21 protein-coding genes are annotated in these 21568 nt (G+C 37.1%); 18 read left to right on the top strand and 3 right to left on the bottom strand.

All coding sequences use genetic code 11. The features are described 5' to 3' along the window. Positions 1–75: 75 nt before the first annotated feature. The 7 genes from JNUCC52_RS03955 to JNUCC52_RS03925 all read left to right on the top strand — a co-directional run bounded on the left by JNUCC52_RS03955 (position 76) and on the right by JNUCC52_RS03925 (position 7381). The gene (locus tag JNUCC52_RS03955) at positions 76–1344 is read left to right on the top strand and encodes a cytosine permease (protein ID WP_337981467.1); all 1269 of its coding nucleotides are present in this window, start codon (positions 76–78) and stop codon (positions 1342–1344) included. Continuing rightward, positions 1341–2444: an S-methyl thiohydantoin desulfurase family protein gene (locus JNUCC52_RS03950; protein ID WP_337981466.1), complete on the top strand. Its 1104-nt coding sequence runs from the start codon at positions 1341–1343 to the stop codon at positions 2442–2444. The genes JNUCC52_RS03955 and JNUCC52_RS03950 overlap by 4 nt, the downstream gene beginning before the upstream one ends. Continuing rightward, positions 2437–3987: a hydantoinase/oxoprolinase N-terminal domain-containing protein gene (locus JNUCC52_RS03945; protein ID WP_172771236.1), complete on the top strand. Its 1551-nt coding sequence runs from the start codon at positions 2437–2439 to the stop codon at positions 3985–3987. Before JNUCC52_RS03950 ends, JNUCC52_RS03945 begins: the two co-directional genes overlap by 8 nt. Positions 3988–4322: 335 nt before the next feature. After that, entirely contained in the window at positions 4323–5180 is an 858-nt protein-coding gene (locus JNUCC52_RS03940) for a patatin-like phospholipase family protein (protein WP_337981465.1), read from the top strand. A gap of 116 nt (positions 5181–5296) precedes the next feature. Beyond that, on the top strand, positions 5297–6157 hold the full coding sequence (locus JNUCC52_RS03935; RefSeq protein ID WP_337981464.1) for a LysR family transcriptional regulator: 861 nt from the start codon (positions 5297–5299) through the stop codon (positions 6155–6157). A gap of 48 nt (positions 6158–6205) precedes the next feature. Continuing rightward, complete coding sequence (locus JNUCC52_RS03930; protein ID WP_337981463.1) at positions 6206–6943, top strand: urease accessory protein UreH domain-containing protein; 738 nt, start codon at positions 6206–6208, stop codon at positions 6941–6943. Positions 6944–7057: 114 nt separating this feature from the next. Further along, a complete protein-coding gene (locus JNUCC52_RS03925; protein ID WP_172771240.1) occupies positions 7058–7381 on the top strand; it encodes a YnfA family protein in 324 nt (107 codons plus the stop codon). Between the two features lie 199 nt (positions 7382–7580). Here the strand turns inward: JNUCC52_RS03925 and JNUCC52_RS03920 are convergent, their stop codons facing one another. The 3 genes from JNUCC52_RS03920 to JNUCC52_RS03910 all read right to left on the bottom strand — a co-directional run bounded on the left by JNUCC52_RS03920 (position 7581) and on the right by JNUCC52_RS03910 (position 10791). Continuing rightward, positions 7581–8339 (bottom strand): class I SAM-dependent methyltransferase, encoded by a 759-nt coding sequence (locus JNUCC52_RS03920; protein WP_337981462.1) that lies wholly within the window; start codon positions 8337–8339, stop codon positions 7581–7583. Positions 8340–8498: 159 nt separating this feature from the next. Then, positions 8499–9887, bottom strand: coding sequence for a Na+/H+ antiporter NhaC (gene nhaC / locus JNUCC52_RS03915; RefSeq protein ID WP_337981461.1), 1389 nt, complete (start codon positions 9885–9887; stop codon positions 8499–8501). A gap of 136 nt (positions 9888–10023) precedes the next feature. Beyond that, positions 10024–10791, bottom strand: a complete 768-nt coding sequence (locus JNUCC52_RS03910; protein ID WP_337981460.1) for a sulfite exporter TauE/SafE family protein — start codon at positions 10789–10791, stop codon at positions 10024–10026. A gap of 384 nt (positions 10792–11175) precedes the next feature. On the opposite strand from JNUCC52_RS03910, the gene JNUCC52_RS03905 reads away from it, so the two are divergent. The 11 genes from JNUCC52_RS03905 (at position 11176) to JNUCC52_RS03855 (ending at position 21447) form a co-directional block, all read left to right on the top strand. Continuing rightward, positions 11176–11799 (top strand): DUF47 domain-containing protein, encoded by a 624-nt coding sequence (locus tag JNUCC52_RS03905; protein ID WP_172771243.1) that lies wholly within the window; start codon positions 11176–11178, stop codon positions 11797–11799. An 18-nt stretch (positions 11800–11817) separates the two neighbouring features. Continuing rightward, positions 11818–12834, top strand: coding sequence for an inorganic phosphate transporter (locus JNUCC52_RS03900; protein WP_172771244.1), 1017 nt, complete (start codon positions 11818–11820; stop codon positions 12832–12834). A 163-nt stretch (positions 12835–12997) separates the two neighbouring features. After that, positions 12998–13696, top strand: a complete 699-nt coding sequence (locus JNUCC52_RS03895; protein WP_172771245.1) for a response regulator transcription factor — start codon at positions 12998–13000, stop codon at positions 13694–13696. Continuing rightward, complete coding sequence (locus tag JNUCC52_RS03890; protein ID WP_172771246.1) at positions 13693–15141, top strand: sensor histidine kinase; 1449 nt, start codon at positions 13693–13695, stop codon at positions 15139–15141. The genes JNUCC52_RS03895 and JNUCC52_RS03890 overlap by 4 nt, the downstream gene beginning before the upstream one ends. After that, a complete protein-coding gene (locus JNUCC52_RS03885; RefSeq protein WP_337981459.1) occupies positions 15138–16208 on the top strand; it encodes a LolA family protein in 1071 nt (356 codons plus the stop codon). The genes JNUCC52_RS03890 and JNUCC52_RS03885 overlap by 4 nt, the downstream gene beginning before the upstream one ends. A gap of 10 nt (positions 16209–16218) precedes the next feature. After that, entirely contained in the window at positions 16219–16440 is a 222-nt protein-coding gene (locus tag JNUCC52_RS03880; RefSeq protein ID WP_172771248.1) for a hypothetical protein, read from the top strand. Between the two features lie 122 nt (positions 16441–16562). Next, complete coding sequence (locus JNUCC52_RS03875; RefSeq protein ID WP_172771249.1) at positions 16563–17066, top strand: sigma-70 family RNA polymerase sigma factor; 504 nt, start codon at positions 16563–16565, stop codon at positions 17064–17066. Continuing rightward, positions 17059–18258 carry a hypothetical protein gene (locus JNUCC52_RS03870; protein ID WP_337981458.1) on the top strand — a complete coding sequence of 400 codons (1200 nt, stop codon included), beginning with the start codon at positions 17059–17061 and terminating at the stop codon, positions 18256–18258. Before JNUCC52_RS03875 ends, JNUCC52_RS03870 begins: the two co-directional genes overlap by 8 nt. A 299-nt stretch (positions 18259–18557) precedes the next feature. Next, on the top strand, positions 18558–20003 hold the full coding sequence (locus tag JNUCC52_RS03865; RefSeq protein ID WP_337981457.1) for a GGDEF domain-containing protein: 1446 nt from the start codon (positions 18558–18560) through the stop codon (positions 20001–20003). Between the two features lie 273 nt (positions 20004–20276). Beyond that, entirely contained in the window at positions 20277–20792 is a 516-nt protein-coding gene (locus tag JNUCC52_RS03860; protein ID WP_172771252.1) for a sigma-70 family RNA polymerase sigma factor, read from the top strand. Beyond that, complete coding sequence (locus JNUCC52_RS03855; protein WP_337981456.1) at positions 20779–21447, top strand: TIGR04104 family putative zinc finger protein; 669 nt, start codon at positions 20779–20781, stop codon at positions 21445–21447. The genes JNUCC52_RS03860 and JNUCC52_RS03855 overlap by 14 nt, the downstream gene beginning before the upstream one ends. Positions 21448–21568 lie beyond the last annotated feature (121 nt).

Genomic DNA, 21568 nt, shown 5'->3' with positions numbered 1-21568 from the left:
AAAAGACGAACCATTACCATCTCTCTTATAATTAGATTCATTCAATTAAACAAGGAAGTATAAGGAGGGAGTATTATGAGAAACGAAGGCAATGAACAGTCCTGGTATAGTTTGGGTATTATTTGGGCTGGTGCGATGATTTGTATACCGAGTTTACTAGTAGGGAATACGCTTATATCAAGTATGACTTTACCGATGGCACTTACCGTAGCACTAGTGGGCTATACGATTGTTGTCATTATTATGGTGTTGCAAGGTATGCAAAGCAGTGATTTAGGAAAACCAACCGTTCATGTCGCAGGGTATGTGTTTGGTAAAACGGGATCTCGCACGATTTTGTCGATTATATTAGCTATCGCCTGCTTAGGCTGGTTTGGTATTCAAGCCAATGTGTGTGGGGTAGCGTTAGCGAATTTATTAGCGCATTTTAATGTGAATATACCAACGCCATTCGCTTCTTTCCTTAGTGGGTTGGTAATGGTGATTTCAGCAATTTATGGAATGAAAGTACTACGTGTATTAAGTTATATTGCCGTACCTTTATTAGTTGTCATTTGTATAGTTGGTTTAGTACAAACATTGAGTGGAGACCATCTGCAAATCATTTTGGATTACAAACCGACACAAACGATGAGCTTTATGGATGGCTTAGCTGTAACGATTGGTTCATTTGCTTTAGGAGCCGTTATAGCAGGTGATTATTCGCAATTTTCCAAAAAACGAGCTGATGTTTTTAAAGCAGCAACATTCGGCATTATCCCTGCAGGCATTTTAATGATTGGTGTAGGGGCTGTATTAACAATTGCTTATCAAACAAGTGATATTACGGCCGTCTTTTTAAATATTGCAACACCATTTATTGGCGGTGTGGCGTTAATTTTAGCAACATGGAAAACGAATTTGGTCAATGCCATTTCAGGAGGAATTGCTCTAATTAATGTCTTTAATGTCTCAAAGGAAAAAGAAAAAGTGGCAATTGGAATTGCTGGAACAGTTGGAACACTACTGGCTGTAGTCGGGATACTTAATTACTTTACACCAATTATGTCAATATTATCGGCGATGATACCACCAGTAGCGGGCGTAATGATTGCTTCATACTGGTTTATGAATAAAGGTAATAAAAATAGTTGGCATGAGGTAGAAGGGGTCAATCGTTTAGGTGTATTTTCATGGTTAGCAGGCGCAATTATTGCCAGTGCGCCAGTTGTTTTATCGTTATTCCCTGAGTTGCCTCAAATACCTAACCAGCCTTTAATCGGGATTGTCATTTCGTTTGTTATTTATTATATAGGGCATCGGGTAACTGTACAAAAATCGATACTATTGGAGGAAAATAGATGAGATATTTAGATAAAGAGGCAATTGAAAATATTGCAATTGGCGCAGCATTTTTAGGTACAGGAGGAGGCGGAGATCCTTACATCGGGAAGCTTATGGCACTTTCTGCAATTGAAAAAAATGGGCCTGTCAAATTGTATTCAGTTGATGAAATAGCAGATGAAGACTTTTTTATTCCTGCTGCAATGATGGGGGCGCCTTCTGTTTTAGTTGAGAAGTTTCCGCGTGGCGATGAATTCGTGAAAGTTTTCCAAAAGCTTGCTCAATATTTAGGGAAAGAGAAAATTGCAGGTACGTATCCAATGGAAGCTGGTGGCGTGAACTCAATGATTCCGATTGTAGTAGCTGCCCAGCTTGGCTTACCACTTATTGATTGTGATGGCATGGGACGTGCCTTCCCAGAATTGCAGATGGTGACATTCCATTTAGATGGGATATCAGCAACACCGATGGCGATTACTGATGAAAAAGGCAATATAGGTATTTTTGAAACGATTGATAATAAATGGACAGAACGACTAGCTCGTACGGCGACAGTAGAAATGGGCGCCAGTGCTTTAGTGAGCTTGTATCCTACAACTGGTGCACAAATGAAGAACAGTGGTGTACATCATATTATTACACTTTCAGAAAAAATTGGAGAAATCATAGCGTCAAAAAATAAAGAAGTAAATGACAAGTTACAAGAATTGCTGAACCTTGTTTCAGGCTTCGAATTATTCCAAGGTAAAATCGTAGATGTTATTCGAGAAACGAAGGGCGGCTTTAATCTTGGGAAGATGAATCTTGAAGGCATTGATGTCAATAAAGATGAACAGATGAAAGTCCATTTCCAAAATGAAAACCTGCTAGCAGAAAAAAATGAGCAAGTTGTTGCGATGACGCCAGATTTAATTTGTTTAGTAGATTACGAAACATTATTACCTGTCACAACAGAAAGTTTGAAATATGGCAAACGTGTACGTGTTATTGGCCTGCCTGCTAATGAAAAATGGCGCACGGCAAAAGGGATCGAAACAGCAGGTCCAAAATACTTTGGCTATGATTATGATTATGAGCCAATCGAGGAAATCGTCAAAAAGGGGGCAGCTGAACATGTATAAAATCGGAATTGATGTAGGTGGAACAAATACAGATGCTATCCTTTTAGATAACAATAATAAGCTAATTCATAGTGTGAAATCACCAACTAGCTTAGATATTAAAACGGGGATTGAAACGTCTTTACGAAATTTATTGCAAGACTTAGCCATTGATAAAACGCAAATTAGCCATGCCATGCTAGGCACAACACAATGTACGAATGCAATTGTAGAGCGTAAAAAACTAGCAAAAGTAGGTGTTATTCGTCTTGGCTATCCAGCAACAGCATCAGTATTGCCATATACTGCTTGGCCGCAAGATATGGTGGACAACCTATCAGGGAATTATGCTTTAGTACATGGTGGCTACGAATATGACGGGCAAGTATTAAGTCAGCTTGACGAAAATGAAATACGATCGCTATTAGAGGGCTGGCGACAAGAAGTAGAGTCTATCGCTATCGTTGGGGTCTTTTCTTCTATTAAAAATGATCAAGAATTGAAGGTTCGTAATATTATTCAACAAGTGTATGGCGACGAGTTTCCTATTTCTTGTTCTTCCTTAATAGGTTCAGTGGGATTAATTGAACGTGAAAATGCAACAATCCTAAACGCAGCTCTTTGCAAAGTAATTGAAACAACAACACAAGGCTTCGTTCATGCATTGCAAACAGAGGGTATATTTAATGCGGAAGTATATTTATGTCAAAATGATGGAACGTTAATGTCGATTGATTATGCAAAACAATTCCCTATACTAACAATTGCTTGTGGACCGACGAACAGTATTCGCGGTGCATCGTATTTATCACAAATTAAAGATACGATGGTGTTGGATGTTGGTGGAACAACTTCTGATATTGGTGTCCTACAGGATGGTTTTCCAAGAGAATCGTCTGTCGCTGTAGAAGTAGGGGATATCCGCACAAACTTTAGAATGCCCGATATTATTTCGGTTGGACTAGGCGGAGGTAGTATCGTTCGTGTTAATGATGGCAAGATTACGGTTGGCCCTGATAGTGTAGGCTATAAAATTAGCCAAGAAGCACTTGTCTTTGGAGGCGACACGCTTACAACAACAGATATTGCTGTGCGCTTAGGTCTTGCAAATATAGGAGATCGTAGTTTAGTAGCTCATCTTGATGAAGCATTTGCCAAAGATGTACAAAAAGAAATGGCGTCGTTACTTGAGCAGGCTATTGATAAAATGAAAACTTCATCAGAGGATGTGCAACTCGTTTTAGTCGGTGGGGGCAGTATTATTGTACCTGAATCATTACGTGGGGTCGCTAGCGTTATTAAAAATGAACATGGGAGTGTTGCCAATGCAATTGGCGCATCCATTGCTCAAATTAGCGGGCAATATGAACAGATTTACATTTATGCAAAAGAGCCACGTGAAGAGTCCTTGAAAGACGCACAAAATAAAGCAGTGAAGCAAGCGGTTTTAGCTGGAGCACTTCCAGAGACGATTGAATTAGTAGAAGTGGAAGAAACGCCACTTGCTTATCATCCAGAAAACGCCACGAGATTAAAAGTAAAAGTTGTCGGCAAAATGGCGTAAAGAAGGAAGTTCCTTTTAATAGGCTCTTCGCAGACTATAGACAAACTCGAAAAGTACGAGATTGTCTATAGTCTTTTTTTGTAGTCGTTGAATGCAGTAATCGCGGGTAAACCCGCAAGAATCGCGGATAAAGTAGCTCAAATCGCGGGTAAATCAGAGGAAATCGCTGATAAAGTAGCACGAATCGCGGGTAAACCTGAGGGAATCGCAGATAAACTTAGCAGAACCTCTAGAATAAGAATGGCAAGGCCGCGAAATAATACTTGAAAATAAATAAGAAAGTCTACGCTTATTGCGGTAAACTAAAAGGAACAATAGAGTGAAAGAGTGATTGCATGCTACAAGTGAATGTGGAGGATTCAAGTTTAATATTGGAAGGTGGAACGTTTCGTACATTGTTTACATCTGGTGTACTCGATGCTTTTTTAGAGCATGATATTATGATGCCCTATGTTGTAGGTATTTCAGCAGGTGCTATCAATGCTTGCTCCTATGTGTCACAGCAAAAGGAACGTTCTTTACGTGTATTAATGGATTACCGTCACGATAAGCGTTATATGGGCTTGAAAAATTTCCTGAAGGAAAAGAGCTTATTTGGCTTAGACTTTGCCTATAATGTGATTCCGAATGAGTTAGATATTTTTGATTGGGATACGTACAAGCAATATGATGGGAAATTACTGTTTGGTGTAACGAATGCAGCAACAGGGCAAGTTGAGTATATGGATGCAAGAGAAATGGATCGACAATGTATGATGTTGCGTGCAACATGTGCTATACCTATCCTTTTTCCAGAAATCAAACTAAATAATACGCCATATTACGATGGTGGTTTAGCAGAGCCTATTCCGATAATGCATGGTGTCGAAAACGGTTTTAAAAAACATGTACTTGTGTTAACTCGGCCTAAAGGCTATCGAAAACAAATGGATCGTCAAAGCAAGTGGGCTATGAAACTATTAGCGAAACGTTATCCTAATTTGGTGAAAAGCATGCAAAAACGTGCAGACCATTATAACGCTTCACTTGAATATTGTGAGCAGTTGGAGGCGCAAGGAAAAGCATTTATATTCCGCCCAACACAAGCGCTCAATAGTTTTGAGAAAGATACAATGCAAATGCGTAAAAATTACGACATGGGCTACGAGCAAGCAATTCAACAAATAGATGTATTGAAGCAATTTTTAAAATGACTTAATATTCGTATTTAGAAGGGGAGTGCCTTATTTGACATATGGTCTCCCCTTTATCCTTCAAGTTACAATACAATTTCGTTATAATAAATCAAAAACTAGAAGAGGCATTGTCTATGGAAACAGAATGGTTACGTACGTTTATCGTTGCAGCGAAAACTGAAAATTTTCGTGAGACAGCAGAAATACGCTTTATTACCCAATCTACAGTAACGAAACATATTCAGCATCTAGAAAAGGAATTGCAATTATCGCTTTTTGAACGGCAAACAAAACAGGTAAAACTAAATTACATTGGGGCACACTTTTTACGGCATGCTGAAAAAGTGGTAGCAACCATTGATGAAGCATTACATAGTACACAGTCTTTGAAAAGCGGTTTTACTTCACATTTAACAATTGGCGTAGCACCGCAAATTGCGAATTCAACATTACCCGCTATTATTGATCATTTTCAACAACAAAAACCTAGCATTCAGCTTTCAATAGAACTGTTAAAATCCAATGAAATTGGAGAAGCGGTGTATGCTGGAGCTGTCGATATAGGTATATCGAAATTAACATCCACACGTGCTATCCATATGGAAATGCTTGCTCAAGAGCCACTCCAACTAATCGTACCGATAGGAAAAAAATTTACTGATCCAATGACGCTTCTACAGCAAGAAACGATTTTAACCCATGAATATGCACCATATTGGCAGGAGGTACAGCAAGTACTTCAGCAATTGCCAAGCTATAAAAGCATGCAGCTTAATCAAACCGAAGTCATAAAAAACTTTGTGAAGCAAGGCTTAGGTATAGCCTTTTTACCGAAAAGTGTTATCGAAGCTGCCTATCATGGGCAATTGCTTCATAGTTATTCGATAAAAGAGTTTTCACATATTGTGTCAAACACTTATTTTTTAGCTAAATACGTTACTGTAGATATAGAAGCATTTTTGGCTGTTTGTTATGACATCTATAATAAAAGGTGATGACTGACCGTTGTGCAGGTCATTACGAGGATTGAAGGTGATAGTAGCATGTATAGTTTGATGTCTGAAATTAGTCGTATCGTAAGTGGACCAATTACTTTATTTTTAAACTCCTATGAACATTCTCCACTCATAATAGCGTTACTTTTAGGGTTAGTAGGCGCACTTGCACCTTGTCAATTAACTGGCAATATGAGTGCTATTACTTTCTATGGTAATCGCACGATTCAAATGAAAAATAATTTTGGGGAAGTAATATTTTTTATCATCGGTAAGGTCGTTGTGTTTAGTTTAATCGGATTATTTGCGTGGCTATTTGGTCAATCATTTGAAACGTCAATGACTAGCTATTTTCCAATTTTTCGAAAGGTGATCGGGCCAATTATGTTGTTGACTGGCCTTGTCCTAATTGGTATTTTAAAATTAAAATGGCTGAATCAAATGGCAACACGTATCCCACTTGTATTGAAAGAAGGAAAGCTTGGTTCATTTATAATGGGGGCTTGTTTTGCCATTGCCTTTTGTCCAACGATGTTTGTGCTCTTCTTCGTTTGGCTCATGCCGACAGTTGTTACAACTTCATATGGCTTTATTTTGCCTGCGATTTTCGGCGTTGCGACTTCATTGCCATTAATCTTAATGTTGACACTTATCCATTTGTTTGATACAAAACGTTTTATTATGAAAACAAGTATGAAAATGGGAAGGGTAATACAAATCGTAGCAGGTATTATTTTAATCATTATTGGTGTAACGGACACGATTACATATTGGGGCGCTTCATGAGGTGATGTTGAAGCAGGCATCTCCTTGTACCCAATGGGGTTCTGTCTTGCATGAAACATAGTAGAATTTTTACATAGCGGTATCTCAAATAATATTAGAAGAAAGTGAGAAAACATGATTTACGCAATTATATTATTTATCGTAGCAGGCATTGGCGAAATTGGAGGGGGCTATTTAATTTGGCTTTGGTTAAGGGAAGGTAAACCATTTTATTGGGGCATTTTTGGTGGGATTGCATTAGCATTATATGGCGTCGTTGCAACCTTTCAATCATTCCCAACTTTCGGTAGAGTCTATGCAGCATATGGAGGCGTCTTTATTGTGCTTTCCGTATTGTGGGGCTGGGGAATAGATAAGCAAAAGCCAGATATGTTAGATTTAATTGGTGCTGGCATTTGTATAGTAGGGGTCATGGTAATGTTATGGCCTCGTTCATAATACGAGGCGGAGACAATGAGCAAAAGTGGTAGATTGATTACAGTCAATCTAACACTTTTTTGCTTCAACGACGGATGCTCTCCATAGGTTTATGGCGAAATCGCATGTCTTTGTGGCGATTCACGGGACTTTGCTGGCGATTTAACTAGGTTTACAGTAGTCTGTTACGTCTTAAGCTGCGTCACCGCCCCGTGTATTTTTAGCATTTCGTCGCAACAAAACGTAATCGCCAATAATCGGCAATCCATTGTTTGTCTTGATAATATGTTGGCTTTAATAATTCTTCACATTTAGCGTAAACTAGCTCCTTTTCATCGTCATTTAATTGCTGAAGGATATTATTGCTAAACATGACTAACCAATTGCGTAAGCCATCGTCACCTTGAAGTGGGGTCGGTCGTTCATATAAAGTAATCAGTTGAACAGTAAAGCCGACATTTTCTAGCATTGATTGATATTCCTCTGACGCAGGAAAATACCATGGGAAATATTGCTCCTCATATGGAAGCTGAAGTTCTTCCATACTTTGTCTAAGTGCCCCGACGATTGAAGCGATATTCCCTTGACCACCCATTTCAGCAACAAAACGTCCGTGTTGTTTCAGGGCTCGGTAAATATTGTCGATAACTTTTTCCTGTTGTTTCATCCAATGTAGTGCAGCATTTGAAAATACTGCGTCAAACTGATGTGAATAGTCCATCGTCGCTGCATCCTGTGTATCAAACGTAATCGTCGGGAATTTTTGCTGAGCACTGTTAATCATGTCATTTGAAGCATCAATGCCTAAAACGACAGCCCCAGCAAGTGCAATTTCATTTGCTAAATCTCCAGTTCCACAGCCAACATCTAAAATATGTTCATGTTTTTGTGGTGCAAGTAAGTCCACTAAACTTTCCCCGAATTTTGAGACAAAGTCATGCTTTTGATCGTATAGATTTGCATTCCATTTTGTTGTCATCGTTAATTCATCTCCTTTGTTTTTAGCATATCAAAGCGTTTTATAAATCAGAAATGCGAAAAAGTGGATGTTTTGATTCCAATTTGGAATGATGTAATAGAAAAAAATCTGCTAGTAATCTACGAGTAATAACGTAGAATGCTAGCAGATTTATTAATGCTAATCTAATTTTTCAAGCTTTGTTAACGTTTTGCCGCTCCAGCCAAATAGTACGGTTAAAATTGGACCAAGTAAACAGAAGAAGGTGAATGGAAGATAAGTTGTCGTGGAGATATCTAGTACACTAGCGATAAAAATACCACATACACTCCAAGGCACAAGTGGATTGACAACAGTACCAGCATCCTCCATTACTCGTGATAGATTTTTTGGCGCAAGTCCGACCTTTGCGAACTGAGCTTTAAAAGCCTCACCTGTTAGTAAAATGGATAAGTACTGCTCACCGATTAATGTATTGACGCCAATCCCAGTAAGAGCTGCACCAGTAATTACTGAGCCAGCACTTGTAAATAAACTTTCAACTTTTGCTAAAATACTTTGAATAATACCGAGCGTAAATAGAAGTCCACCCATTGTTAATGCTAGTAAAACGAGCGCAATGGTAAATAGCATACTATTCATACCGCCACGTGTAAGCAGTGCATCTACTTCCTCATTCCCCGTATCAGAAACATAACCATTAAAAAGCATTTCGAATACATGAGATAATGCAAGTGGTTCTTGAATGTAAGCAAGCCCAACACCAACGATAGAGACAACTGCAAGTGTAATAAGTGCAGGAGCTTTATATAATGTCATAATGATAAGCACAACGATTGGTAGTAATGTATACCAATGAATTAGACCTGTAGAAAGTAACCCTACTTTAAATTGTTCAACCGTTTCAAAAGAAGTATTGGCGCTAGATGGTGATAACAAGGCATACAGAACAAATGAAATAATGAAGGCGGGAATTGTCGTCCAACCCATATTTTTTATATGCTCAAAAAGGTCTACGCCTACCGTACCGGATGCTAGATTAGTAGTATCGGATAGTGGTGACATTTTATCTCCGAAAAAGGCGCCTGAAACGATTGCACCAGCTGTTATTGCTAATGAAATATCCATCGCACCCGCAATTCCCATAAAGGCTACCCCAACTGTTGCAACGGTTGTTAGTGAACTACCAACTGAAATACCGACTATGCTACAAATTAGAAAAACGATTGCAAAGAAAAAGCTAGGTGATACAGTTAAAAAGCCGTAGTAAATGAGTGTTGGAATCGTACCACCCATAATCCAACTGGAAATTAAAATACCGATAAAGAAGAAAATAAAGACTGCACCTAAACCAGCGCTAGCGCCTGCAATCATCCCAGACTCAAGCTCACGAAACGGAACTTTTTTTAGAAGACCATAGGCAATTAAAATCGAAATAACTAAAACAATCGGAATATGCGGTGTTGCCTTTAAATAGCCAATACTAATTGCCATTGTAGCAATAATTAAAAGTGTAATGAAGCAAGCCTCAAAAAATCGAGGGTTACTTTTTGCTTCAATTCGAAACATATGAATCCTCCTACAAAATACTTTTTCGCTTCAATGCGGTGAAGCCCAAAAGTATTATAGCACGCTAGCGATTAATGTCAATTGATTGAAAATTCAAATAAAAAGCAGGCGGCAATAATTATTGCTGCCTGCTTAATTAATGTGCGCCAATATAATCCCATGCATTTTTCACAATTAAGATACAAGTCATAAGAATAAAAATAATTCGCATTAATTTCGTACCTCGAGTTAACGCAAATTTAGAACCTAAAATGGCGCCGAAAATCATCACGAAGCCCATTGGTAAACCGTACAGAAAATTAACTTGTCCTAATACTAAAAACATTGCAAGAGCTGCTAAATTTGAAGTGAAATTAAATGCTTTTGCATTACCTGCAGCTTGTAAGAAGTCATTACCCATCATTAATAAGATAAAGATGAAAAAAGAACCTGTTCCTGGACCGAAAAATCCGTCGTAAAAACCGATTGCAGCAAAAGCACAAAGGAACCCAAGTTTTTTCCCAATACTTAAAATGCGTTGATGAGGTTGTTGTCCCCAATCTTCTTTTAAAATTGTATAAGTAGCTACAAGTACGAGCATAACAAGCATAAGTGGCTTTAAAATGGACGGAGACACGAGGTGTACGGTGTATGCGCCAATTAGTGAGCCAACAAAAATAAAGGGTAAGATTTTACCTATTTTTTTAAAGTCGACTTTACCTGCTCGTAAAAATGTTAGCATGCTTGTTCCATTACTAATGGTATTCGCCAGTTTGTTTGTTGCTATTGCTGTGCTAGGAGGTAAGCCAACTGCCATTAATGCTGGTAGAGAAATCAATCCGCCACCACCGACAATTGCATTCAAAAAGGATGCGATAAAGCCAAAAACTAATAATGTTCCGAGTGAGAGTAAATTAATATCCATATAAAGTAGTACACATCCTTATGATATCATTGCTATCTTGTAAGCGTACTGTGAATGGCTAAAAATAACAATGGGGTTTGTAGTTTTTGTGAAAAGAACCTTTACAATTCCTTTACATTTAAAAATAAAAAGAAAAAAGTTTTTTCAAGTATTTTTATAAAAATGAAAGAAAAAACGTTACATTTCACAGCAAAAAACACGTTTTTGTTAGAAGATTTCCAACGTTTGTAACTTGTTAAAGCCTATTGGAAGTAAATGTGGCGATTTTTATATTACATTATTGTAAATTCAATTTATTTATCTTTAAAGTTATGTAGAATTATGTAAAGGTTTTGTTATGATGGTTGCAGCAATCGACAATATTTAATCAACAGGAGGAACATAATGTTCAACTCAAGCAAGCAAGATCCATTTTTCCAGGCATTATTAAAAATCTCTCAAAATGTGAAAGAAGGCATTTACTACGCACATAATGCGCGTATTCAAGATAATATTGATGCATTGAAAGAAATTGCCGATACAATGAAACAATATGAAACAAGCGGTGACAAATTAATTCATGAGCTTATCGTCATGCTTAATAAATCATTTATGACACCGATTGAACGTGAAGATATTTTAGCATTAGCAAATAAATTAGATGACGTAATCGATGGGATGGAAGGTTGTATTGCTCATTTTAATATGTATAACTTAACAGAAGTAACAGAGCCAATGCGCCAATTTCTTACTTATATTGCGAAAAGTACAGATGAAATGGTACAAGCAATGGAACTGTTAAATAATAAAAAGCTTGTTGAAATGCGTAAACATGCAATTCAAATTAAAGATTATGAACGTGAATGTGATGAGATTTTCCGTTCTTCTATGAAGCAATTATTTATTCAAGAAAAAGACCCAATGCGTCTTATCGTATTCAAAGATATTTATGAACAATTCGAAGATATTGCAGATTGCTGCCAAACAGTAGCAAATACAATTGAAACAATAATTATGCGAAATGCGTAAGATGGAGTGTACTAAATAATGGATACGATATTACTGATAACAATATTAGTCGTTATGTTCGCACTTATATTCGATTTCATTAACGGCTTCCATGATACAGCTAATGCGATTGCAACATCTGTATCAACACGTGCATTAAAGCCCCGCACGGCCGTTTATATGGCTGCAGTAATGAACTTTATCGGTGCTATTACGTTTGTGGGTGTTGCAAAGGCGCTAACGAAGGATATTGTTGACCCTTTCACCTTAAATACTTATGACGGTGATATTACAGGTTCAGTTGTTATTTTAGCAGCATTACTTTCAGCGATTACATGGAACTTGTTAACGTGGTATTTCGGAATACCATCAAGTTCCTCTCATACATTAATAGGTTCTGTAGCTGGGGCAGCAATTGCAGCAGCAGGCTTTGATATTCTAAATTACGCAGGTTTCATTAAAATACTTCAAGCGCTTATTTTCTCACCATTACTTGCGTTTGCTGCTGGTTTTTTAATGATGTCAATATTTAAAGTAGTCTTTAAAGATATGAATTTATATCGTACGAATAAAGGATTCCGTACAGTGCAAATCGGTACAGCGGCATTACAATCATTTACACATGGTACAAACGATGCGCAAAAGGCGATGGGGATTATTACACTTGCATTAATTGCAGGTGGTTTACACCAAGGAGACGATATTCCGTTTTGGGTACGTTTTGCAGCTGCATGTGCGATGGGTCTTGGGACATCAGTAGGTGGTTACAAAATTATTAAAACAGTGGGTGGTAAGATTATGAAAATCCGCCCAGTTAATGGTGTAGCAGCAGACTTAGCATCAGCTTCCATTATTTTCGGTGCGACGCTAATCCATTTGCCTGTTTCGACAACACACGTTATTTCATCTTCCATTATGGGTGTAGGTACTGCACATCGTGTCAAAGGTGTTAAATGGGGGATGGCGCGTAAAATTGTGACGACTTGGGTTATTACAATGCCAATCTCAGCTGTCATGGCAGCCACAATTTACTTTATCTTAAGCTTATTTTTCTAAAATAGATTGAAGGAATGCACAATTGATGTGCATTCTTTTTTTATTTCGTTTTTGATTTGCCCTTGTTAATACAGGTAAGTCCATCTAAGGTAATTATAAAGAAAGTATAAAGTTCAAAGGAAATGCAACAATCCGTAGTAATGTTAATACAGGAGGAAAACAGATGAGTGAAAAGCTATTACTTATTGAAGATGATCCCGCAATAGGACGCATTGTAAAAGATACGCTTGAACAAGAAGGATATGAAGTCACTTGGGCGACAACTGGTTTAGAAGGTCTAGCAGATTTTCAAGCACAATCATTTGATTTAGTATTAGTCGATTGGATGCTACCTGAAATGGATGGCCTAACCGTATGTCAAAATATTCGCTGGGAAAGTGATGTGCCAATCCTTATGATGAGCGCTCGTAAAGAAGAAGCTGATAAGGTTGAAGGGTTACAAGGAGCGGATGATTACTTAGCAAAGCCATTTAGCTTAGCAGAATTAAAGGCACGTGTTGCTTCCCATCTACGTCGATGGCAACGCTTTAAGAAAATAGAAATGACAGATCACGTAGCAACATTTGATTTTGGTTTAGTAATTGACTGGCAAAAAGAAATAACGACACTGCAAAATAAAGAATTAACCTTAACACAAAAAGAATTTGCTCTTTTAAAACTACTTGCGAAAAACCCTGGTCAAACATTTTCCAAAGAAGAGCTATATCAGCATATTTGGCAGCAAGCCAGTGTAGATGAAACACATACAGTCACAGTCCATATTAAAGCACTGCGGGAAAAACTACAGGATCCTGTTAAAAGCCCACATTATATTCAAACAGTTTGGGGCAAGGGCTATCGCTTTATTGGAGAACGGTTATGAAAATTAAAACTTGGCTACTAACCATGTTTTTTATCGTTATGATTGTACCGATTGGCGGGGCATATGGCTTATATATGTGGGTAAACGCATATTACCATGATAAAAGCTTTGCAGAGTATATGGAAAAATGGACTGAACTAAATCGTGTAAAATCGGTTCTTAACGACCCATTGTTATATAGAAAAAATGCCGATTTGCAAGAGGTGAAAGCACTTACGAGCGATCAACTTGCTATTACGCTGTATGCGAAATCTGGTTTTGTTTATTATTCTTCAAATCCTTTACATTCTGGTTTTGTTTCAAGGGAACTTATTATGAAAAACTTATTTGAATTACAGCAAAAATACAATGCGTTTACGTACAAAGAACCTATTTATCAAAAAGGTGATCTAGTTGGATTTTATGAAATTCAATTAGTGAGGAAGGACTGGGTCCAAGCTGTAGAGAGGCGTTCGTGGCTTGTTATTGCTAGCACGATAACACTATTTTTAGCAATTTATGTGACAGTAATTTTATTGCTTAATCGTAAATTGAATCGGCCTTTACAAAAGTTAATGGAACAAATGCATGCGTTTGGTAAAGGAAAACATGTTGAATCTGTTATTGCTGCAAGAAAAGATGAAATTGGTGAACTTGCAAAGACTTTCATAAGTATGCAAAGTGAAATTGAAACAGCACGTGCACATTTAAAAGAAGAACAGCAACAAAAAGAGCTGATGATTGCCAGTATTTCACATGATTTAAAAACACCTTTAACCTCGATACAAGCATATGCTGAAAGTTTACAAAACCCTTCACTCTCTTCTCACATAAAGGAGGAATATCAAGCTGTTATACTAACGAAGGCAGTGGATATGAAGGACATGCTAGAAGATTTACTAATGTATACATTGCTTCAATCTACAAGCTACGATGTATCACTTGTTCAAGTAGAAGGACAGGAATTTTTTGATATGGCGATTTCAGAATATGAACCACTTTGTCAAAGAAAAGGATTTTCGCTACATACATTATGTGATGTTGAGGGGGCATATGCTGTTCATCCTTCACAAATGCAACGTGTGATCGATAACTTAATGAGCAATGCGACACATTTTGGAACATCTGGCACTACGATTGGTTTAGCGGCTATTAGTAATCGTAAACTTGATTGGGGCTTTGACTTTGTCAATGCAGCGCTTTCCCAAACGAAAGGAATGTATTTAGTTGTGCAAAATAGTGGGGAAGGTGTATGTGAACAAGAAATCAATCAATTATTTGAACCAATGTATCAATCCGATCATGCCAGAACAAAGACAGGACAACGAGGAACTGGGCTTGGTCTTAGCATAGCAAAACAAATTATTGAAAAACATGGTGGAACCGTAAATATGGTATCACAACAAGGTGTTGGGACAGCAGTGCTCTGCTGGTTACCGCCATACAAAGGAGCAGATAAGGAATGAAATGGAAAAGAACATTATGTGTAGGCGGAATGATTGCATTCCTAACGATTAGTTTAGTTGGCTGCAATTCAGAGGCATCTTATTCGCCACAGGAGATAATCGACCAGGCTTTACAGGAAACAAAAGAGCTAGAAAGCTATTATGGTGAATATACTATGGATATAGATGAAACTGAGGGCGCTACCGTGAAAGAGTGGATGAAGGATGGTAAACGCCGAATTGAAATGTCAGTCGATGAAGATTATGTAATTGCAGTTAATGATGGTAAGCAAGTTATTACTTTTAGTAAAAAAGAAAACAAAGCGTCCATTATGACATTTGAAAATGGAGAATTAGAAGAGTTAATGGGAAGATCGGCAAAAGATAATGCCCAAGTCTTATTAAACTTAGTAAAGGATTCCCATGACATTGCCATAGCGGGTGAAGAAAAAATTGCTGGAAGAGATGCTTATCATATTACGGCAAAAGCACAAAAAAAGAATACACTACTAGGCGACATTGAAGTGTGGATTGATAAAAAAACGTGGTTAACGTTAAAAACTATTACGACGAACGCTGGTATTGTAACGCAACAACAGTACACGAAGCTTGAAGTGAATAAGAAAATAGATGATGCATTGTTTGCTTATGATATACCAGAAGGTGCAACAATCGAGCAAATTGATACGCAAGATCAAACGACATCTACGACAATGGATGAGGTGAAAAAACAGCTTGGTAATTTTTTAATACTACCTGAAAAAGATGGGGTGACTCTATCAACGATACTAGATATGAAAGTAGAAGAACGTCCAGAATTTTCATTTGAATATGAAAAAGAGGAGCAACCTGCATTTTCAGTGTCAGTGTTTAAAGTTGTGAGTAATTATGAAACGTTTGGTGGTAGTCTTGCGAATGAAGAAGATATACAAGTACGAGGTCAAGAAGGGACTTATATGGAATTAGGAGATCGCTTCGTTATTAGTTGGAATGAAAATGGCTACCAATACAGCATTCTTACTGAAAACCCTGATTTGACAAAAGAAGAAATACTAGCATATGCGAAGGAAATGACTATTGTTCAGTGAGGTGAACGGTATGCAGAAGGCTAATTTTATTAAATGCTTTGCGTTATTTTTATTTACTACTAGCTTTTTATATGGGGTCGGAGAAACCTATAATATCTCATGGCTTGCATTTCAATTTTTAGGACAGTACGATGCTGAAGGCTTTTATTTTAGCTTTAGTTCCCTAATCCCTGTCTTCGGCGGCTTGTTTATGGTTGGGGTATACGAAACACTCGTTAAACGATTTATTTAAATAGTAGAAAATCCACTATAGAAATTAAGTGGATTTTCTCTTTTTTTGTGTATTTATATAAAAATTTTACATAAGTTGAAACGGCCATCTATTGGTAATCGTTTATAGTGTAAGAGGAGGAGGTGGACAGCATTCTTGAAAAAATTATCGATGATCATGCAGAGCATTTGCTTCGCCTCGCCTATTTTTACGTTAAAAATCGGCATGTAGCAGAGGATATTGTGCAAGAAGTGTTTATAAAATTTTCAGAGCATGCCTATGAGGAACGAGGACAGCTACGCGCTTATTTATCGAAGCTGACGATTAATAAAAGCAAAGATTATTTAAAAAGCTGGCATTATAAAAAATGTGTTTTACAGGAAAAACTATTTCTTACACAGGCCAAAAGACAGCGAGATGCACTAATTGAAGCGGAGGAAAAATCACAAATTGGAGCCGCAATCCTAAATCTTCCGCTGGCATATAGAGAACCGATACTACTTTATTATTATGAAGAAATGAAGATTGCTGATATTGCCCAAGTGCTTGCAATTCCCGAAAATACTGTGAAAACAAGACTTAAAAGGGCACGTGAAGCATTAAAGCCACATTTAGGGGAGCAATGGGAGGTGTTATTACATGAATGACGTTAAAAAAGAACTGATTAAAATAGCAGGGGATATGTTACCGAGTAAAGAACGTGTCAAACAACGTGTTTTACAGCGTCATGAAGTACAACCTAAAAAGACCATTCGCTTTAGAGTAATAGCCGCTATTGTGACGCTATGTTTAGTAGGATTCGTCATACAGCTTTTAGATAGTGATAAAAAACAGACGGCATCACTATTTAATCAGACCCAGCTCGCCTATTATGAAGATATTTTAAAAATTATTTCGTTTAATCCAGATAGAGAATCTAATATAGAAGAGGCGTATGAACGCTATGAAAAGCGTGTTGCGTCCTATTATTTTGCCGAGTCTCTTGGTATCGAAAGTACAAAAGAAGAACGAGAGCTCGAAGGAAAAAGTCGCTATGAAGAGTTGCAAATGTATCAGGAATCACCTGAATATGCCAAGCTCTTTGAAAAACAAGGATTAAAAGGTTATTTTACAAAGTATATCGAGCCGATGTTACCAATGTTGGTAGCAGAGAAAAAACTTATAACAATATACGCCGAAAAGTATCCAACATTTCCGAATTGGATTGTAGAGGATATTGCTACTCGGGATGCGCTTCACTACTTTAATGCACATTTTTCAGAACAGGCGAAGGCCTTTCAGGAGGAATTGGGCTTAGAAAATTATTCAAATATCCGTCAAGGAACAAACCACATTGGGACCGTTGTTGCAGTCCAAGGTAATACCTTTTTACATGTTGAAGGGGCTGTTCCAGAGGATATTGCAGATTTGACGCAGGAACAAATTATAGACAAATACCATAACGCTACATGGTATCCTCTTATCGGTAATATGGCATTGAAAAAAGGAGATTATGTTGCCGTCCAGTCAGTGGGCGGGGGTACAGTTGAAGAAGATGGATTGGTAAACCAATATGGTTTAGTAGATGAAATAGAATTATTAGAGCCTACTGTTACAAAAAAGCTTACCCCTGAAAATACAGATGAAGTGAAACAATTTCTTCAACAAATAACTTGGAGAGTAAAAGAAAAAAACATTGAGAGACCACCAAATTATTCTTTTATTATAGATGAAAATCGAGTGGACATTTGGGAAGGATATGGCAATTCACTTTGGCTACAAGTGCAGGAATATGGTGAAATACAACTTAGTCAAGAAAGGGCTAACGAATTTAAAGCACTCTTAAAAATTGAAGAATGAATTTAAGTCTCCAATAAAGTTCCATCAGACTGTAGACAAACTCGAAAAAATTCGCGTTTGTCTACAGTCTATTTTCATTTGACTGTTTGTTATGTAGATTTTCGATGCAGTGAAAACTTTCTGTCACGTTCAACAGTATGTCGTAGAAGTGCTGCTGTTGTAAATTGAAAATTCAAAATTATTTGAGTGACTGGCACTTTTTGCTCATTAATTGGAAAATAAATAAGGATAAAGAATTGTAATATTTTATAAGCAAATGTAGTATTAAGGAAGTGGGGTATGAAAAAGGAGGGTGCGGTATGGATTTACAAGAATTTGAAGAACTATGGATTACGCTAGATGAATTATATAGTGCAAATCGCTATTTAGAATATATCGAGTTAAGCAGTGCCGCTATTGAAAGTGCCAATGCACTTGCTCTGTACGATAAAGCAATGCATTTATTGCGTTATAGCTGTATTAGCTATTTTCAAGTGGGGGATCTCCAAATATCCATTAATTTACTAGAAAAATACCGTGAACTGACTTTTTTATATGGCGATGATATCGATATCATTCAATATTATTCTCTTGCCTCCATTTATTGGGGAACATTCGGGCATTTAAAAAAGGCGGAAGAGCTTTTAATGAAAGGTCTCGAAATTGCAAAGCGTATACAACATATAGAAAGCCTAGGTAAAATTTATAATAATTTGAGTGGTTTAGAAATTGAACTCGGTAAGTATGCAAAGGCAAAGAGACTTGCATTAAAGAGTTTGTTCTATGCCAATGAATGTGAAATGAAACATGATGAACCCTATAAAAGAATTATACATTCTAAGACCAATTTAGCTACAGCGCATATTTGGCTGAAGGAATATGAAGAAGCAGATGTTCTGATACAAGAGTTGCTTATGACGATTAAGGACCCTCCCTATAATAAGGCTCAATTAGAGGTGTTTAATGCTCAAGCATTACTGTTTGAAAAACAAGGATATATCGGCGAAGCGATTGATATGTACCAAAAATCCAAGCATTATGCATTGCAAAATAATGATTTATCATTGTTACAAACCATCTACAATTCATTAGTTAAGCTTATTGAAGAGCAGGGAAATAAGATTATATTAAGTGCCGTCCAAAAGGAATATATTAATATATTATTAGAGATGCAAAGAGAGAATTATACGCAAGTGTTATTTGAAATGGAATATAACGATCAAAAGAAACATCTTGAAAGAACTTCCTACATCGATCCACTTACAAATATATATAATCGCCGCTATTTTGATGAACATGCGAAAGCAATGGTGGAAAGTGTATCACATGATCAAAAATTAGCTTTACTCATGATTGATTTAGATCATTTTAAATCCATAAATGACTCCAATGGTCATTTATTTGGCGATGACGCCTTAACAATGACCGCCACCACATTGCAACAATTTTTCCAGCCGTACAAATCTATTGTGGCCCGCTTTGGCGGTGATGAATTTATTGTTCTCATCCACTTAAGAGAAGAAGAATCCATCGCCATAATAGCTCAAAATTTATACAATACTTTAACTTCCCTTGTCTTAACAGTAGATAATGATGTTGTACAATTGGAGTTTAGTATAGGTGTTAGTACCAACGAAGATGTTCACATAACGAACGTAGAGCAATTAATCCATTATGCTGATAGTGCGCTTTATACGTCAAAACGAAATGGACGTAACCAACTAACGCTCTATAACCAATATAGCAATGTGGGAAATAGTAAATAAAGTAATAAAAAGGTAATTTATTCAATGTGTTTAATGCATTCATACAAATGAAATGAAGTTAGTTTCCGCGACCTTTATGTAAGACATAGAACAATACAATACATTACGGGCAAACGTAGTGTATTGTATTGTTTGTGTAAAGGGAGCGGATTTTTGTGTTAAGGACTAGCTTGCAAGTAGAAAATTGTTATCTTTTTTGAAAAAATTTTCATGTAAAATGAATCGGAAATAAATTGGGTTACGTCAGTAGGTTAGAAAGAAGGTGAGGCAGCAATGGAAATTGAAGAAATTATTGCAGAGCACGGGGATTATCTACTGAAAGTTGCCTACTTATATGTAAAGAATGAAGCAACAGCAGAGGATATTGTCCAAGATGTGTTTATTGCCTTTTATCAAAAGCAGCAACAGTTTCGCCAAGAATCATCATTACGTACATATTTGGTCAAAATGACGGTCAATCGCAGTCACGATTATTTACGAAGCTGGAAAAGCAAACGGCTGTCGCTATTTGAGAAAATTTCAGGACGTTCAACTACAGTCACGCCAGAAAAAGAAATGCTCGCTAAATCGTCCAAGCAGGAGCTAATAGAAGCTTTATTCACTTTGTCTGTACAATACAGAGAGGTGTTGATTCTCTATTATTTTGAGGAAATGACAACAGTAGACATTGCTAAGCTTGTTCAATGTCCTGAGGCAACTGTGCGCACAAGATTACAACGGGCAAGAAAGCAGCTAGCTACAGTCATCGCTGACTACGATTGGGAGGTGTTACGCTATGAATCGATTTAAAGAAAACGTGTTACATGAGCTTCAACATGTAAAGCTTTCGGAGGAGAAAAAGCTACGGATTGCACAAAAAGCAAGAGCTAAAAGTAAAAGCAAGAGCAGTAGCCAACATCAGTATCGAATTGTGCTAGCGACTTTTACACTGCTAGCGATTGGCTTTAGTGCCCTTATGACAAAGAAATCAGAGCAACAAACACCCCCTATGCAAGGAGCTGCCATACAGCAAGAATCTGAGAGATGGACCATTTGGACGGTATTAGGGCATGATTGGGTAAAAGGGCTGCTCCTTATTTGTATATCTGTAAGTATAGCATTGATTATTAAACGTATATTGCATAAAAAAGGGTATGGCTTGCCAGTATGTATTGCATGTGGAGAAAATTGGTCAGCTAAGCAAGTTCGAAAATTGTATTGGAAAAATGGGCAGATAGAGTGTCCACATTGTAGTAAAAAGCAATACCGTACAAAAAAGTCGGTACAATTATCTGGCCTACTCAATATTCCTATACCGTTTATTGTGTTTTTGGGCCAAGTATTTGATCAATTCTTTATCGGTATCTTGTTTTTTATCGCAAGTAGCGTAATTTTTCATTATTTATTACTTCCTGATATAGTAAAATTACAAGAAGATGATCCAAGTAACGAGCCTCTTTGGTAGCTAATAAAAATATAAAAGTCTCTTTTTATAGTAATTTGTCAAATTCGATTGACAACTGTTTTTATTTGCATTATCTTTTTGTTAACTTATTTTTAATTTAGGTTAACAAAAGGGGGATTTT

This window comes from Lysinibacillus sp. JNUCC-52 (genome assembly GCF_015999545.1).
Classification (GTDB): Bacteria; Bacillota; Bacilli; order Bacillales_A; family Planococcaceae; genus Lysinibacillus.
Note: the sequence above shows the minus strand (reverse complement) of the source record. Positions and strands in the feature narration are given on the sequence as shown.

Excerpts from the sequence above, each read along its gene's own strand:
- JNUCC52_RS03910 (WP_337981460.1), bottom strand. The coding sequence starts at position 10,791 with ATGGATATTAATTTACTCTCACTCGGAACATTATTAGTTTTTGGCTTT.
- JNUCC52_RS03930 (WP_337981463.1), top strand. The coding sequence starts at position 6,206 with ATGTATAGTTTGATGTCTGAAATTAGTCGTATCGTAAGTGGACCAATT.
- JNUCC52_RS03890 (WP_172771246.1), top strand. The coding sequence starts at position 13,693 with ATGAAAATTAAAACTTGGCTACTAACCATGTTTTTTATCGTTATGATT.
- JNUCC52_RS03865 (WP_337981457.1), top strand. The coding sequence starts at position 18,558 with ATGGATTTACAAGAATTTGAAGAACTATGGATTACGCTAGATGAATTA.
- JNUCC52_RS03900 (WP_172771244.1), top strand. The coding sequence starts at position 11,818 with ATGGATACGATATTACTGATAACAATATTAGTCGTTATGTTCGCACTT.
- nhaC (WP_337981461.1), bottom strand. The coding sequence starts at position 9,887 with ATGTTTCGAATTGAAGCAAAAAGTAACCCTCGATTTTTTGAGGCTTGC.
- JNUCC52_RS03870 (WP_337981458.1), top strand. The coding sequence starts at position 17,059 with ATGAATGACGTTAAAAAAGAACTGATTAAAATAGCAGGGGATATGTTA.
- JNUCC52_RS03855 (WP_337981456.1), top strand. The coding sequence starts at position 20,779 with ATGAATCGATTTAAAGAAAACGTGTTACATGAGCTTCAACATGTAAAG.
- JNUCC52_RS03895 (WP_172771245.1), top strand. The coding sequence starts at position 12,998 with ATGAGTGAAAAGCTATTACTTATTGAAGATGATCCCGCAATAGGACGC.
- JNUCC52_RS03885 (WP_337981459.1), top strand. The coding sequence starts at position 15,138 with ATGAAATGGAAAAGAACATTATGTGTAGGCGGAATGATTGCATTCCTA.
- JNUCC52_RS03955 (WP_337981467.1), top strand. The coding sequence starts at position 76 with ATGAGAAACGAAGGCAATGAACAGTCCTGGTATAGTTTGGGTATTATT.
- JNUCC52_RS03950 (WP_337981466.1), top strand. The coding sequence starts at position 1,341 with ATGAGATATTTAGATAAAGAGGCAATTGAAAATATTGCAATTGGCGCA.
- JNUCC52_RS03880 (WP_172771248.1), top strand. The coding sequence starts at position 16,219 with ATGCAGAAGGCTAATTTTATTAAATGCTTTGCGTTATTTTTATTTACT.
- JNUCC52_RS03925 (WP_172771240.1), top strand. The coding sequence starts at position 7,058 with ATGATTTACGCAATTATATTATTTATCGTAGCAGGCATTGGCGAAATT.
- JNUCC52_RS03920 (WP_337981462.1), bottom strand. The coding sequence starts at position 8,339 with ATGACAACAAAATGGAATGCAAATCTATACGATCAAAAGCATGACTTT.
- JNUCC52_RS03860 (WP_172771252.1), top strand. The coding sequence starts at position 20,277 with ATGGAAATTGAAGAAATTATTGCAGAGCACGGGGATTATCTACTGAAA.
- JNUCC52_RS03935 (WP_337981464.1), top strand. The coding sequence starts at position 5,297 with ATGGAAACAGAATGGTTACGTACGTTTATCGTTGCAGCGAAAACTGAA.
- JNUCC52_RS03945 (WP_172771236.1), top strand. The coding sequence starts at position 2,437 with ATGTATAAAATCGGAATTGATGTAGGTGGAACAAATACAGATGCTATC.
- JNUCC52_RS03905 (WP_172771243.1), top strand. The coding sequence starts at position 11,176 with ATGTTCAACTCAAGCAAGCAAGATCCATTTTTCCAGGCATTATTAAAA.
- JNUCC52_RS03940 (WP_337981465.1), top strand. The coding sequence starts at position 4,323 with ATGCTACAAGTGAATGTGGAGGATTCAAGTTTAATATTGGAAGGTGGA.